Source organism: Deinococcus metallilatus (assembly GCF_004758605.1).
Classification (GTDB): domain Bacteria; phylum Deinococcota; class Deinococci; order Deinococcales; family Deinococcaceae; genus Deinococcus; species Deinococcus metallilatus.
Genome location: NZ_CP038512.1, coordinates 91,656 through 105,041, shown reverse-complemented (window position 1 = coordinate 105,041; position 13,386 = coordinate 91,656). Strand labels below are relative to the sequence as shown.

The following is a 13,386-nucleotide window of genomic DNA, read 5'->3' as shown; positions in this document are numbered from 1 at the left end:
CGGCAGCAGTTCTGTGCTGACCGCTGAGAGCTTCCTCCTTACCCCCCCACCACCCGCGCCCGCACCGTGAGCGCAGGCAGGTTCACGTCCGTCAGCCGCACCTTGAGCGCCGTGCCTACCGGGACGGGTGTGCTGAGCGGCAGGTCGAGGGCCAGGTCGGGGATCAGCAGCGTCGCCTGCGGGCCGCGCCTTTCCACCACCACCGCGTCCCACTCGCGCTCCGGCTGGGCAGCCACGAAACGCAGGGTGTGGTGCTTGCGGCTGAGGCGTTCGGCCTGGCGGGTGGTGTCGGCGTTCATCTGGGCCTGGGCGACGCGGGCGGCCACCGCCTTGCCGCTCAGCGGTTCAGCCCCCGTCAGGTGCGCCCGCAACTGCTGATGCACCACCAGGTCCAGATACCGCCGCATCGGGCTGGTCGCCTGCGCGTAGAGGTCCAGGCCCATGCCGTGATGCGGCCCCGGCGCGGGCTGAAAGCGGGTGCGGGCCAGCGTCTTGCGCCGCGCCCAGTGCGCGCCCAGGGTATCGCCCTGCACGTCCCGCGTGGGCGCGTCCTGGGTGGCGAAGGGCAGAGGCAGGCCGTGGTCGTCGGCGTAGATCGCGGCGGCCCACCCGGCCAGCGTCATGCACTCCTGCACCACCGCGCGCATCTCGGGCTTGGGGAGGGGGGTGACGGTCGCGCCCCCAGCGTCGGCCTTCACCCTCACTTCGGGGAGGTCGATGGAGAGGGCACCCTCCGCCTCACGCAGTTCGCGGCTGGCACGGGCCAGGCGGGCCAGCGTGACGAAGGGTTCCTCGCCCGCCTCCAGCCGTTCCTGCGCCTGGGTGTAGGTGAGGCGCGTGACGCGGACCCTCGTCAGTTGCACGTCCACCGCCTCCGCGTTGCCTTCCTCGTTCAGATCGAGCGAGATGGAGAGGGCCGGGGTGATTTCCGTCAGGCCCAGGCCGGTGCGTTCCACCAGCGCGTCGGGGAGCATCCCGATGGTCCGGTCGGGCAGGTAGAGGGTCGCGCCGCGCGAGCGGGCCTCCTCGTCCAGGGGGCTGCCCGCCGGGGCGAGGGCCGCCACGTCCGCCACATGCACCCACAGGCGCGTCAGGCCGCCGTCCAGCGCCTCGATGCCCACCGCGTCGTCGGGGTCGCGGTTGCCCTCGTCGTCGATGGCGTAAGAGTCAAGGTGCGTCAGGTCCAGGCGTTCCTCCTCGGGAAAGTCAGAGACCTCCAGGGTCACGGGCTGGAGGGTTGCGCCCAGACGGTCGGCGTAGGGCGTCCGGGCCTCGTCCCACAGGCCCAGGCGCAGCAGCAGCGCGTGCGCGGCCTCGGGCGTCTCGGGCTGGGCCAGGTCGCGCAGGGTGCGGGATTTCTCCTGTTTGCCGCGGGCGACCAGTTCCACCTCCGTACGCTGCGCGGGCGTCAGTTCGGGAAGGGCGGAAGAAGGGACAGTCATGCCCCGAGGATACGCGGCCCTCCCCTTCCCGACGATTGGAAAGTTGAGATTTCTATCTCCTGCTCGGGAGGGCGAGGTGAAGCCCCGAAAGGCCCTTACAGCAGCCTACCTCGCCCTCCCCCTTCATTAAGACGAAAGCCAGGGTTGACAGTCTGATATTTCTATGTTTCTATTTCGTCAGAGGAGGAGCACATGAATGAACACGTTGACGAGAGCTTCCGTGCCCAGGTGGACCGTCTGGTGGCCGAAGGCAAACTCACCCCCGAGGAAGCGGCCGGACTGCTGGAGGGGACCGAACAGGAAACCGCCGCGCCCGCTGATCTGCCGGTGCTTCAGACGGCGGCCGACTCCGGCGACACGCCCCCCGACCTGGTGCTGAAGGTCAGCGGGTACAGCCTCACGGTGATTCATGACCCGGCGACGGCGCAGCCCCAGCTCAGCGCCAACCGCGAGGGTGAGCTGAGCCTGACGGCCACGCCGGACGGCTGGCGGGTGGCCCGCACGCACCCGCTGCAAGGCAACCACTCGCTGCTCAAGGCGATCCTCAGCGTGCCCTTCGTGCCCCGGAATGTCGCCGCGCAGGTGGAAGGCGGCAGCCTCACCCTCCCGGACCTGGGCGGCGAGATGCGGGCCGATGTGAACGGCGGGAATCTTCGGATGGGCAGCGCCGGGAGCCTGCAAGCGGACGTGAACGGCGGGAACCTGAACGCGGCCGTCATTCGCGGCCCTGCGCACCTGAGCGTGAATGGCGGCAACCTCACCCTGACCCAGGCGGCCAGCCTGAATGCCAGCGTGAACGGCGGGAATCTCCGCTGGGCCGGGCAACTCACGCAGGGGGACCACCGCCTGGAAGTGAACGCCGGAAGCGCCACGCTGCACCTGCTGCCCGGCAGCAATGTCCAACTGGACGCCGACGTGACGGTGGGGGCCTTCAAGGCCGACTTTCCCACCCACAAGAGCGGGGGCTTCATCAACACACGGCACAGTGGACAGCTCGGCAGCGGTGACGCCCGCCTCTCGTGCCGCGTGGCCGCGGGCCAGGTCAAGGTGGTGGCCGGATGAAAGAGAAAGTCAAACGCCTCCTCGACCTGGTGCGGGCGGGCCGCCTGAGCCTGGAAGACGCCGGGCCGCTGCTGGCCGCCCTGAACCCCCGCCTCGCCCTGACCGACAGCGACCGCGAACTCGTGGCGTCCCTGCTCGCCCGCGAGGACATGGACACCGGGCAGGTGGCCGAGCATCTGCTGCTGCTGCGCGGCGTGCGCGACGTGCCCCAGCCGCCCTCGGCGCCCCGCATCCCGCGGGTGGTGGTGGGAGGACGCCACGTTCAGGGCGTGGACGGCCTGGTGGAACGCCTGACTGGAGGCATCGACGGTATGGTTGACCGTATCACCGACAGCGTGGACCGCGCCTTTGACGGTGCCCCTCCCCGCTCCGCCTCCCGCCCCGCTTCGGCCCGCATCCTGCGCGTCGAGGTCGAGTCCAGCAGCGGCGACGAGTATACCGCCAACCTCCCCGTCAGCCTCGCGCCGCACCTGGACCGGCTGATTCCGCCGCACGGCCGCGAGGCGCTGGAACGCGCGGGCCTCAGCATTGAGGCGCTGCAACTCCTGATCGAGGCCGGGCCACCCCCCGGCGACCTGATCGACGCCGAGGACAGCTCGGGAAACAGCGTGCGGATCAGTCTGAAATGAAGGAGGCGGGACGCGGCGCGCAGGAAAAGCCCCACCATGCGCCGCGTCCCGCGTACCCTGACTTATGCCCAGACCTCTCCCCCTCCCCTTCCCTGACGAGACGGAAGCCCCGCTGGTGACTGAACTGCGTTTTCCGACCAGCGGCGTGACCGTGCGCGGCGTCTTCGAGCTGAACGAATTCGCCACCCTGACCCCTGAGAACCTGGAATTCCTGCGGCTGTACATCCGCGTGCGCGGCAACCTGAAGGAAGTCGAACGGGTGCTGGGCGTCAGTTATCCCACCGTCCGCGCCCGCTTCGACATGCTGCTGCGCGCCATCGGCTATGAACCCGAACTCGCGGACCCCCAGGCAGAAGTGCTCGAACGCCTGGAACGCGGCGAGATCACGCCGGACGAGGCGGCACGCAAGCTGCGGCGGTAGCTGTTCAGAGAACGCCCAGGTAAATCTCGTCCAGTGTGAGACGGCGGTTCAGACAGGGCACTTCGATGCTGCCGCTGCCGATCAGCTCCTGCAATTGCCACCCGCCTTCCTGCCGACTGTAGGCGTACACCCGCCGTTCCTTCTGCTCCACGATCAGGTAGGTCTGGAGAGAGGGAATGGCGGTGTAGACGCCGTACTTGCCGAAGCGCTCATGCGAGGCGGTGCTTTCCGAGAGGACTTCCACCAGCAGGCAGGGGGAGGTCTTGGCGTATCGGTCGTTGTCGTTCTGGTCGCAGACGAGCATCACGTCCGGGTAAAAGAAGGAGGCGCTATCTTCGACCCGGAGCTTCATGTCGTTCTGGTAAAGGCGGCATCCGGCGCGCATGGCGTCGGCGTAGAGGGTCCCAGCGATGTTCATGCAGATCAGGACATGCGGCTCGCTGGCCCCCGCCTGGGCGTGCAGTGGGTAGACGAACCCGCCGACATACTCGCGCTTGTAGGGGCTTTTCTCCTCCGTCCGCAGGTACTCCTCCACGCTCATGGCTTGGGGGGCGGGGTCGCTCATGCCTCTATCGTAGCTGCGCGAGGTTGTCCCAGACCATCCGCACTTCGCGCAATTCGCCGCCAGCGGGGAGGGGCTGGGTCTTCTCCCCCGCCTCACGAGCGCCTTGCCGCGCGTACCACTGGCGGGTCGGGTTTTGATCCAGCACCCACAGGGCCAGACTGTTCGCGCCCCCCAAGTGCAACTCCCGCGCCAGCGCGTGCAGCAGTGCCCGCCCGAGGCCCTGTCCGTGGGCGGATTTCAGGGCGTAGAGGGTGTACAGTTCCGCGTCCACGCCCGGATGGTCACGCGCGGGGCCGCCCGAGGCAAAAGCGACCACCTCGCCGTCCTGTTGCGTGACGAGGACGATCTGGGACGGGTCGGCGGCGAGGACCTCCCACATGCGCTGCCGCCGCTCGCGGGCTGCGTCGTCCGTCATCCCCGCCAGGAACTCCTGCGGCAGCAACCCCGTGTACGTCTCGCGCCAGCTCGCGGTATGAACGTGGGCGAGGGCGGGCGCGTCGGGGGGAGTGGCGGGGCGGAGGGTGAAGGGCGGGGCCATGTTTCAGGGTACGTGGGAAGCAGGGCGCGGGAAAAGGCCTGGACCACGTCCCGCCTCCCTCACTCCATCTTCTCTGCCTCCCCCGCCTGCCACTCCGCGTAGCTCACCCGGTCAATCGTGAAGGTGTCCCGCGTGTGCGTGTACGTGCCCCGCCCCCCCATCCGCCCCACCAGATCGAGGGCGGCGGTGTTCACGTGGCGGCGGGCCTCGTCCAGCAGGGCGTCTTCGCGCAGGGTCAGGCCCAGCACCTCGCCCAGAATGACGCGGGTGCGGCCGATCAGAACGGTCTGCACTTCGCGGCATTCGAGGGCGGCGGGACTGGCTGCCACACGCGGCACATGGACGCTGATCCCGGGGAGGAGCACCACACCCAGCGTGTCCGGCTCCGCCATGCCGTGCGGAAAATCGGTGGCGGTCGCGTTCATCAAAGGCGCGAGGTCCGCGCTGACCAGATTCACCGTGAACTCGCCGCCCGCCACGAGGTTGAGGGCGGTGTCCTTCGGCGTGCCGTCGGCCCGGTCGCCGGGGGCGAAGGCCACCACCGCCGGGTCGGACCCCATCAGGCCGAAGAAGGAAAAGGGCGCGAGGTTGACGTGGCCGTCCGCGCCCCGGGTGGTCACCCAGGCAATCGGGCGCGGCACCACCACCCCGGTCACCAGCTTGTAACGGTCGGCGGCGCTGAGGGCGCTGAAGTCGAAGTGCCGAAAAGAGGCAGGAGCAGTCACGCTTCAGGGTACGGCGCTATCCTCTGGGCGTGCCGGACGTCCCCACCTCCCTGACGTACCGCGAGGCCTACGCGCGGCTCTCGCGGATCGCCGCCGAGCTGGAAAGCGGGGAAGCGGACCTCGACCGCGTGCTGCCGCTGCTCGAAGAGGCCCGCGCCGCCTACGCCGCCTGCCGCGAACGGATCGAGGCCGTGCGCGCCGTGCTGGCGGGGGGCTGGGCGGAGGCCGAGGAAGACAGCGAGGAGGACCCCGGGCTGGACGCGGATCAGGAGGCCTGACACCGGGGGCGGCGTATCCTCACCTCATGAGCGATGCCCGTCCTCCCGCCGCCACCGCCCCGGCTGAAGCGGCCAGCGCCCCTCCCGTCATTCCCTGGGTGTACCGCGCGGTCGTGTTCTTCACGACGTTGCCCGTGTTCCTGCGGGGTCAGCGCATCGAGGTGCATGGCCGCGAACACGTCCCGCCGCCCGGCACACCGCTGATCGTGGCCGGGAACCACCGCACCAACCTCGATCCCTTCCTGATCGCGCGCAGCCTGCCGCCGGGCCGCCACCTGCAATTCATGGCCAAAAAGGAACTGTTCGTGCCCGTCATCGGCCACATCATCCGCGCGGGCGGTTCCTTTCCGGTGGACCGGCAGGCGAACGACCTGGGGGCCGTGCGAACCAGCCTCCGCATCCTGCAAGCGGGCGGCACGCTGGGCATCTTCCCCGAGGGCACGCGCGGCGGCGGCGAGATGCAGGGCGGCGTGGCGCTGCTGGCCCTGAAAGGCAAGGCCCCGGTGCTGCCCGTCGGCCTCAGCCGCGAGGGTCGGCGCTGGATCGTGCGCTTCGGGGAGCCGATGGCGCCGACCGGGGGGATCAAGGCGCTGACCGCCGCCATCGGCGAGCGCCTGACCGAACTCGCGGGACCGGTGGGGGAGCGGCCGGGGAACTGAGGCCGCGAATGGCCCATCCCCGGCAGCCTCCTTCTCTTCAGTCCCGCCCCGGGCCACGCTCAGGAAGCGTTTTCCCTTAAGCGGCGGGCCTGGATTAGCCTGAGCGGTATGGCCGCGCCCCTCCGAATCAGCGAACACGTCTACGCCCTCCCCATCGAGGCCTCACTCCTGGGCGCTCCGACGACGATCTTTCCGGCGCTGATCCTGGATGAGAGGCGGGGCGCTTCCCTCGTGGACGCCGGTCTTCCCGGAAGGGAGGGTGCCTTCGGCGCGGCTCTTGAGGCCCTGGGGCTGGGCTGGCGTGATCTGAAGCGGGTCATCGTGACCCACCATGACCTCGACCACATCGGCTCGCTGCCCGCCGTCGTGGCCGCGTCGGGCGCGCAGGTCCTCGCCCTCGAAGCGGAGATGCCCTATGTCCAGGGGGACAGGCCCGGCCAGAAGCAGCCCTCACCGCAGATGGTGTCCAGCCTGCCCCCCGAAATGGTCGCCCTCTTCAACAACCCACCCCGGGCCAGGGTGGACCGCGCGCTGCACGACGGCGAACGGCTGGACCTCGCGGGTGGCGTGAGGGTTGTCGCCACGCCGGGCCATACCGTGGGGCATCTCAGCCTGTTCGTCGAGCAGGACGGCGTGCTGATCGCCGGAGACGCCCTGACGAGCGAAGACGGGCAGCTCCGTGGGCCGCTGGAGCGGGCGACGCCTGACCTGCCCGAGGCGCTGAACAGCGTGCGGAAGCTGGCGGAGTTGCCCGTGACCACAGTGCTGACCTACCACGGCGGCGCAGTGAGGGAGGACGCCGCCGGGCAACTGACGCGGCTGGCCGGGGGCCTGGGCCACTGAATCCCCGGGCGTCCGTCACCGTGCTCCTCCCGCGCGGGGGCTATAGTGGCCGGGACGGCGTGGGGAAAGACCGGCGAAAGTCCGGCACTGTCGCGCAACGGTGACCGCCTCCCGAGGCGGAAAGTCCGAACACCTGCCCCGTTCCGGCCCGCCCGAGCAGGCGGCCGGTGGCCTGACCTCTCGCGGAATGGAGGAACCGCCCGGCCCGCGCGCCCCGCGCGGCTGTCTGGACGCTCCCGCCGCCGCCCCACCCGGGCGGCCTTTTCCGTGAGGGAAGGAGGATTTTCATGCACAAGCTCCTGACCCTCACCACGCTGACCCTGACCGCTGGCGCGGCGGGCGCGACCACCTACCCCCTGACCCTCACCGACGACCTGGGCCGCCAGGTCACGCTGCGCTCGGAACCGAAGCGGATCGTGAGCGTGCTGCCCAGCGATACCGAGACGCTGTGCGCCCTGGGCGTCTGCGACCGGCTCGTCGGCGTGGACGAGTTCAGCGATTTTCCGGCGCAGGTCACGCGGCTGCCGAAGGTGGGCGGCCTCTACAATCCAAATGTCGAGGCGATGGTGGCCCTGAGGCCCGATCTGGTGATCGTCAGCAAGTACGGCAAGCTGGCGGGGCCGCTGACCCAGGCAGGGATTCCCGTGCTGGCCGTGAACCCCGAGACTTACGACGACGTGTTCAGCAAGACCCTGCTGCTGGGCAAGGTCGTGAACCGCGAGGCGCAGGCGAAAACCCTCGTCCTGAACATGAAGCGCGACATCGCCCGGGTCGAGATCCTGACCAAAAACGCCGTCCGGAAGCCCACCACCTACTTCGAGATCGACCCCACGCCGTACTCCATCGGGCCGAACTCCTTCATGGGGGTGCTGCTGACCAAGGCAGGCGCGCGCAACATCATCCCCGCCAGCCTGGGTGACTTCCCGAAGGTGGACCCCGAGTTCGTCGTGAAGGCCAACCCGGAGCTGATGCTGGGCCTGGACCTGGGGACGGCGCGCAGCCGCCCGGGCTGGAACAGCATCCAGGCGGTGAAGACCGGGCGGGTGCTGCCCATCCCGAAGGACCTGAACACCATCCTGGGCCGCCCCGGTCCGCGTCTGCCGCAGGCGCTCCGGGGACTGGCGCGGCTCATCCACCCCGAACTCTTCCGCTGAGCCGTGCCGCGATGAGCCTGGAGCAAGAGGGGCGCCTCATGGCCCGGCCAGGGCCGCGCCGCCTGGGCCGCACGGCCGCGCTGGTGGTCCTGCTGCTGGCGGTCATCGTGCTGGCGGTGGGGCTGGGCAGCGTGACCATTGCGCCCGGCGAGGTGCTGGGGGCGCTGTGGCGCGGCCTGAGCAGGGCCGAACTGGCCGGAAACGACGTGATCGTGTGGCAGATTCGCCTGCCGCGCGTGGTGATGGGCGTGGTGGTCGGGGCCTGCCTGGCGGTGTGCGGGGGAGCCTTTCAGGGTGTCTTTCGCAACCCGCTGGCGGACCCCTACCTGCTGGGGGTGGCGAGCGGGGCGGGGCTGGGCGCGACCGTCGGGATCGTGGCGGGGTGGCCGCGCGGGAGTATTCCGCTGGCGGCGCTGGCCGCCGCGCTGGTGGCCGTCAGCGTGACGCTCGGCCTGGCGCGGGAAGGACGGCGGTTCCCGCCCACGCGCCTGATCCTGGCGGGGGTGGTGGTGGGGAGCGTGCTGAGCGCCTTTTCCACCTTCCTGATCCTGCGCGGTGAGGACCGGGCGCGGGAGGTGCTGGCCTACACGCTGGGCGATCTGGGCTTCAGCGGGTGGCGGGACGTGGGGACAGTGCTGCCGTATGCCGCTGTCGGCTGCGGCGTGCTGATCGCGCTCGGGCGGGCGCTGGACACGCTGCAACTCGGTGACCTGACGGCGCGCAGCCTGGGCGTCCCCGTGGAGCGGCTGCGGCTGCTGGTGGTGATCGCCGCGAGCATCGCCACCGCCGCCGCCGTCGCCTACGTGGGGATTATCGGCTTTGTGGGACTGATCGTGCCGCACGTCGTCCGGCTGGCCTGGGGCGCGAACCACCGCGTCCTGCTGCCCGTCTCGGCGCTGCTGGGCGGGGCGCTCCTCGTGCTGGCCGACCTGCTGGCACGGACCACCCTGCTCTCGCAGGTCGGGGTGGTCACGACGCTGCTGGGGGGACCGTTTTTTCTGTGGTTGCTGCGGCGGGAACGGCATGAGTAGGGAGCTTTCAGCCGTCAGCCCTCAGCCGTCAGCAGTGGGCACGCTGGAGGCGCATGCTCTGTATGTCCGCGCCGGGAGTTTTCCCGCCGTGCAGGGAGTGAGTGCTGCGTTCCGCACCGGGCAGTTTGCCGCCGTGATCGGGCCGAACGGGGCGGGGAAAAGTACCCTGCTGCGGGCGCTGCTGGGCCTGAGCGTGCCGGAAGCGGGGGAGGTGCGGCTCAGCGGGCGTCCGCTGCGCGCGTGGCCGCGCTCCGAACGTGCCCGGACGCTGGCTTATCTGGCACAGGGGGAGGCGCTGCCGCCGGATGCCCGCGTGCGGGACGTGGTGGCGCTGGGACGCGGCGCAGGCGAGTGGAAATGGGGCCTGATTCCCACCCGCCCCTGGACGCAGGCCGACGAGGACGCCGTCACCGATGCCCTGACCCGCACCGATACCCTGCGCTTTGGGGAACGGCGTGTGACGGACCTCAGCGGCGGCGAACGCCAGCGGGTCAGTCTGGCCCGGGCGCTGGCCGCGCAGCCCCGCTTCCTGCTGCTGGACGAGCCGACCAACCACCTCGACCTCGCCTACCAGCTCGACGTGATCCGCCACGTCCGCTGCGAGGCCGCCGGGGGCCTGGGCGTTGTGGCCGTGCTGCACGACCTCAACCTGGCCGCCCGCGCCGACCGCCTGCTGCTGCTCCATCAGGGCCGCGTGCTGGCGCAGGGCACGCCCGAGGAAGTCCTGACCCCGGCGCACCTGCACGCCGCCTATGGCCTGCGCGCCCGGGTGCTGCGCGATACCGGCCGCCTGCTCGTGATTCCGGAGGACTGACGGATGCCGCCGAAATTCTTTCCTACCCGGGGTCACCTCCTGATCTGTCAGGGCCAGAACTGCCAGGCGCGCGGGTCAGTGCTGCTGTACAAGGCGCTCTGGAACCACCTGGAACGGACCTCCCTCGCCTACTACAAGCAGGGCGGGACTCTACGCCTCACCGAGAGCGGCTGCCTGGGCGCGTGCAGCTCCGGCCCGGCGCTGTGCGTGTACCGTCACCGGGGCGGCGAACTGGAAGAAGGCTGGTACGCCGCCGTCGATTTCCCCCTGGCCGCGAAGGTCGCGCAGGCCGTCTATGAGGAGGCGGAGTTGCCGGAAGACCGGAAGTACGGACCCTGAAAATCGCTAGACTGCCTTTGCCTGCGGACGGGTTGCATGACAAGCGGGAACGTGGAGGCCATTTCCCAGAAAGGGGAAACCCCAGTGCTAGGAACACTGGGGCCACTGAAAGGTGGTGAATCTCTACGAAGCACAAGAAGCGTACCACGAAACGCAAACGTCGGCAACCGCTGACGCCGAAACGTGTGGCGGCCTGGGCGGGGGCAGTTTCCGCTGTCCTGCTCGTGGTCAAGCTCTTGGTGGAGATCATCCGACTGATCTACCCCCACTGACCTAAGCCTCTCGTGCGCTCTCGCCGCGTCCCCAGCTCGCCCAAAGGCAAAGCCCCAGCTTCGGCTGGGGGTTTTTGCTTGACGCTCCTGCCGTCAACCCACAGCGTCAACGCTGGAGAATGACCTTTGACGTCTCGAAATCGGCGGGGGCCGAGCTGTGTTCATGGACGATCTTCCACGTCCCGCCTTTTTGCTTGAGCACGCAGGTTAGCCGGTTTTGCATGGCGCGCAAGGCCTGGCCCTCGGTGGACACCCCCCGGTAGGTAACAAATGCATGGGCGACCGCGACCTCGCCTGTCAGGATCGTCTGCACCTCCTCCATGTCCACGACCACCCGCTCGGTACCCAGCGACGCGAACCAGTCCGTCACCATGCCGCGCCAGGCGGCGGCCCCGTCGTACGACCACGTGCCCCACATGTCGAAAACCTGCACGTCCTCGTCGTACAGGGACATGAACGCATCAACGTCCTTCGCGTACACGGCGGCCTTATAGGCTTCTAGCACCCGCTCTGGACTCGTCATGGTGTCCCTATCGTACAGGATGATTACGCCATAAGGCAAACAGCGGATTGATATTTTGCTGAAGGACAAGAGAAGCACACCAGGCAGGGACTTGACTGAGAGGGTGTTTTAAAAGTCGAGAGGGACTTCTTGGGCACACGATGGAGACACGCTTTTTGCTCCCCCCCCCTTGCGTGCGACTTGCAAAGCTGCGAAGCAGAGGTTGGGAGGGGGGGACCGGCACGCCCTCCCGGCGCGCTCCGTCTCTGATGAGTCCCCTTTTGAAACACCCTCTGAGAGGCATTGCTCAGGCCGCCTCGTCTCCCGGGTGAGTGCTGACCGTCCCCTCCCCTACCCCCGCACCACGTCCAGAATCTTTTCGCCGTATTTCCGCAGCCGCTCCGGCCCCATGCCGCGCACGGCCTTGAGGTCGGCCTCGGTGTAGGGGACGCGGCGGGCGATCTCGGCCAGGGTGGCGTTGCTGGCGATGATGAAGCGGCTGACCTCCTGGCGTTTGGCCTCGGCGTTGCGCCACTCGCGCAGGCGGGCGTAGATGGCGGCCTGCTCGTCGGTGAGGTCGGCGGCGGGGTCGAGCGCGCCGCCCTCGCCGGAGGTGCTGGGCAGGTCGGGCGTGAGGGCGAGCGCGGGGGGCGCGGGTTCGGCGGGCTGGGCCTCTGTGGTCTGGGGCTCTGGCGTGGCCTCCGGCTCGGGCTGAGGTTCGGGAGCCGGGACTTCTTCCCCGGCCGGTTCCTCAGCGGACGCGAGGGGCGGCGTCACGTCCAGCTCCGGTGCATCCGGCCCGCCGCTGATGGGCGTCGGCAGGGCGGCGTGGGCGTCGGGCGCCGAGTCGCTGAACACGATTTCGGGCGTCCAGGCCTCCTCCTCGTGCGGGGGCTGCTGGGCGGGGTCGGGGGCGACGGTTGCTTCCTCGGGGACCTCGAAGGTCACGCGGGCGAGGGGTTCCGGCGTCTCCGGGGCCGCCACATCCGGGCGGGGCAGGTCGGGGAGCGGTGCGGGCGGGCGGCTTCCCCGTTCCGCGCGGTCGGGGCGGCCTTCGCGGCGGGGCGGGCGCAGGTCGCGGGACGCCTGGGGGGCCGGGCCAGCAGCCGGGGGGAAGTCGGGTTCTCCGGTGGCCTCCGCTTCCTCCAGCTCGTGCAGATCGTGGACCAGGGGGAGGGGGGCCGTCACCGGTTCCGCCGCCCCCGCCCGCAGCAGGGCCAGCGCCGTCTCCGCGTCCTGAAGGCCAGGGGTCAGGATCACCCCGCCCTCCACACTGCGGGTCGCGGCCAGCACGCCGCCGGGCCGCCAGGACGTGTCGGGCGCGGCGTCCGGCGGGAGCAGCAGCGCGGTCGGGCCGAAGGGGAGCGCGCCGCCGCCGAGTTGCCCGGCGAGCTGCATGACGGTGCGGGCGGCGCGCGCCAGCCGCAGGGGCAGCGTCGCCACGTCGCGCAGGGCCAGCGCCACCGTCAGGTCGGCGGGGGAGGGCGCGGCGGGTGTCGGCGCGCGGCCCTGGCCGAACAGCAGCGCGAGCGGCGTGTCCCCGAAGCCGGTCAGGGTCACGCCGTCGCGGTACACCACGGAGGCCACGCCGCGCGTGAACCAGCCGCCCCCCGGCGCGAGGGTGCCGTCCACGATCACCGGCACGCCCGCCCGCTCGGCCCGGCGCAGCAGCCGTTCGTCGGGTTCGGCCAGCCACACGGCCCGCGCGCCGGTCCAGTCGGCGTCCAGCGTCGCGGCGGCCAGGCCGTGCCCGGCAAGCGCGGCGCGGTTCACGCCCAGCCGCTCGTCCACCCGCAGCACGCCGGGTCCCAGCAGGGCCGCCAGTTGTCCTGCCAGGGCCGCCTCGCCCGCCAGCGTCAGGCCCCAGTCGGCGCCCTCCAGCGCGGCCAGGGCAGCGGCCAGCCGCCGATGGGGGTCGCCTCGCTCGGCGTGCAGGGCCACCAGCCGGGCATCCGGGCGCAGGTCGGGACGGACAAGGTCAGAGGGGTCGGTCATGCGTCCCATTGTGCCGCACCCTCTGCGCCGAGTCGGCCACAGGCTGGAATCAGGGCTGGCCCGCCCCGCCCCGTGGTCTTTATCAAAGCTGAGGGTTCGGCTCCCCGCAGAAACCCT

Annotated in this window: 16 protein-coding genes; 10 read left to right on the top strand and 6 right to left on the bottom strand. The window is 70.3% G+C overall.

Features of this window, described 5'->3' with window-relative positions:
* Positions 1-38 precede the first annotated feature (38 nt).
* Positions 39-1,442: an RNB domain-containing ribonuclease gene (locus E5F05_RS06375; RefSeq protein WP_129117794.1), complete on the bottom strand. Its 1,404-nt coding sequence runs from the start codon at positions 1,440-1,442 to the stop codon at positions 39-41.
* 192 nt (positions 1,443-1,634) lie between these two features.
* Between E5F05_RS06375 and E5F05_RS06370 the strand changes: the two genes are divergently transcribed.
* From E5F05_RS06370 to E5F05_RS06360, 3 genes are all read left to right on the top strand, one after another.
* On the top strand, positions 1,635-2,504 hold the full coding sequence (locus tag E5F05_RS06370) for a DUF4097 family beta strand repeat-containing protein (protein ID WP_129117793.1): 870 nt from the start codon (positions 1,635-1,637) through the stop codon (positions 2,502-2,504).
* Positions 2,501-3,133: a hypothetical protein gene (locus E5F05_RS06365; protein ID WP_129117792.1), complete on the top strand. Its 633-nt coding sequence runs from the start codon at positions 2,501-2,503 to the stop codon at positions 3,131-3,133. Before E5F05_RS06370 ends, E5F05_RS06365 begins: the two co-directional genes overlap by 4 nt.
* Positions 3,134-3,197: 64 nt before the next feature.
* Positions 3,198-3,554, top strand: a complete 357-nt coding sequence (locus tag E5F05_RS06360) for a DUF2089 domain-containing protein (RefSeq protein ID WP_129117791.1) — start codon at positions 3,198-3,200, stop codon at positions 3,552-3,554.
* Between the two features lie 4 nt (positions 3,555-3,558).
* Here E5F05_RS06360 and E5F05_RS06355 read toward each other — a convergent pair whose 3' ends face one another.
* The 3 genes from E5F05_RS06355 to E5F05_RS06345 are packed head-to-tail and all read right to left on the bottom strand — an operon-like array spanning position 3,559 to position 5,382.
* On the bottom strand, positions 3,559-4,119 hold the full coding sequence (locus tag E5F05_RS06355; RefSeq protein ID WP_129117790.1) for a Uma2 family endonuclease: 561 nt from the start codon (positions 4,117-4,119) through the stop codon (positions 3,559-3,561).
* A 4-nt stretch (positions 4,120-4,123) separates the two neighbouring features.
* Positions 4,124-4,657 (bottom strand): GNAT family N-acetyltransferase, encoded by a 534-nt coding sequence (locus E5F05_RS06350; protein ID WP_129117789.1) that lies wholly within the window; start codon positions 4,655-4,657, stop codon positions 4,124-4,126.
* A gap of 59 nt (positions 4,658-4,716) precedes the next feature.
* A complete protein-coding gene (locus E5F05_RS06345; RefSeq protein WP_129117788.1) occupies positions 4,717-5,382 on the bottom strand; it encodes a flavin reductase family protein in 666 nt (221 codons plus the stop codon).
* A gap of 29 nt (positions 5,383-5,411) precedes the next feature.
* Here E5F05_RS06345 and xseB point away from each other — a divergent pair, with 29 nt between their 5' ends.
* From xseB to E5F05_RS06310, 7 genes are all read left to right on the top strand, one after another.
* On the top strand, positions 5,412-5,660 hold the full coding sequence (xseB, locus tag E5F05_RS06340) for an exodeoxyribonuclease VII small subunit (protein WP_129117787.1): 249 nt from the start codon (positions 5,412-5,414) through the stop codon (positions 5,658-5,660).
* A gap of 26 nt (positions 5,661-5,686) precedes the next feature.
* The gene (locus tag E5F05_RS06335) at positions 5,687-6,319 is read left to right on the top strand and encodes a lysophospholipid acyltransferase family protein (RefSeq protein WP_129117786.1); all 633 of its coding nucleotides are present in this window, start codon (positions 5,687-5,689) and stop codon (positions 6,317-6,319) included.
* 108 nt (positions 6,320-6,427) lie between these two features.
* Positions 6,428-7,162: an MBL fold metallo-hydrolase gene (locus tag E5F05_RS06330; RefSeq protein WP_129117785.1), complete on the top strand. Its 735-nt coding sequence runs from the start codon at positions 6,428-6,430 to the stop codon at positions 7,160-7,162.
* A gap of 287 nt (positions 7,163-7,449) precedes the next feature.
* Positions 7,450-8,316, top strand: a complete 867-nt coding sequence (locus E5F05_RS06325; RefSeq protein ID WP_129117784.1) for an ABC transporter substrate-binding protein — start codon at positions 7,450-7,452, stop codon at positions 8,314-8,316.
* Between the two features lie 38 nt (positions 8,317-8,354).
* Positions 8,355-9,347: a FecCD family ABC transporter permease gene (locus tag E5F05_RS06320; protein WP_241687066.1), complete on the top strand. Its 993-nt coding sequence runs from the start codon at positions 8,355-8,357 to the stop codon at positions 9,345-9,347.
* Entirely contained in the window at positions 9,340-10,161 is an 822-nt protein-coding gene (locus E5F05_RS06315; RefSeq protein ID WP_129117782.1) for an ABC transporter ATP-binding protein, read from the top strand. The genes E5F05_RS06320 and E5F05_RS06315 overlap by 8 nt, the downstream gene beginning before the upstream one ends.
* A 3-nt stretch (positions 10,162-10,164) precedes the next feature.
* Positions 10,165-10,500, top strand: a complete 336-nt coding sequence (locus E5F05_RS06310; protein ID WP_129117781.1) for an NAD(P)H-dependent oxidoreductase subunit E — start codon at positions 10,165-10,167, stop codon at positions 10,498-10,500.
* A 378-nt stretch (positions 10,501-10,878) separates the two neighbouring features.
* On the opposite strand, the gene E5F05_RS06305 is transcribed toward E5F05_RS06310, so the two are convergent.
* Entirely contained in the window at positions 10,879-11,295 is a 417-nt protein-coding gene (locus tag E5F05_RS06305; RefSeq protein ID WP_129117780.1) for a YybH family protein, read from the bottom strand.
* A 330-nt stretch (positions 11,296-11,625) separates the two neighbouring features.
* Positions 11,626-13,269 carry an HRDC domain-containing protein gene (locus E5F05_RS06300; RefSeq protein WP_129117779.1) on the bottom strand — a complete coding sequence of 548 codons (1,644 nt, stop codon included), beginning with the start codon at positions 13,267-13,269 and terminating at the stop codon, positions 11,626-11,628.
* Between the last annotated feature and the right edge of the window lie 117 nt (positions 13,270-13,386).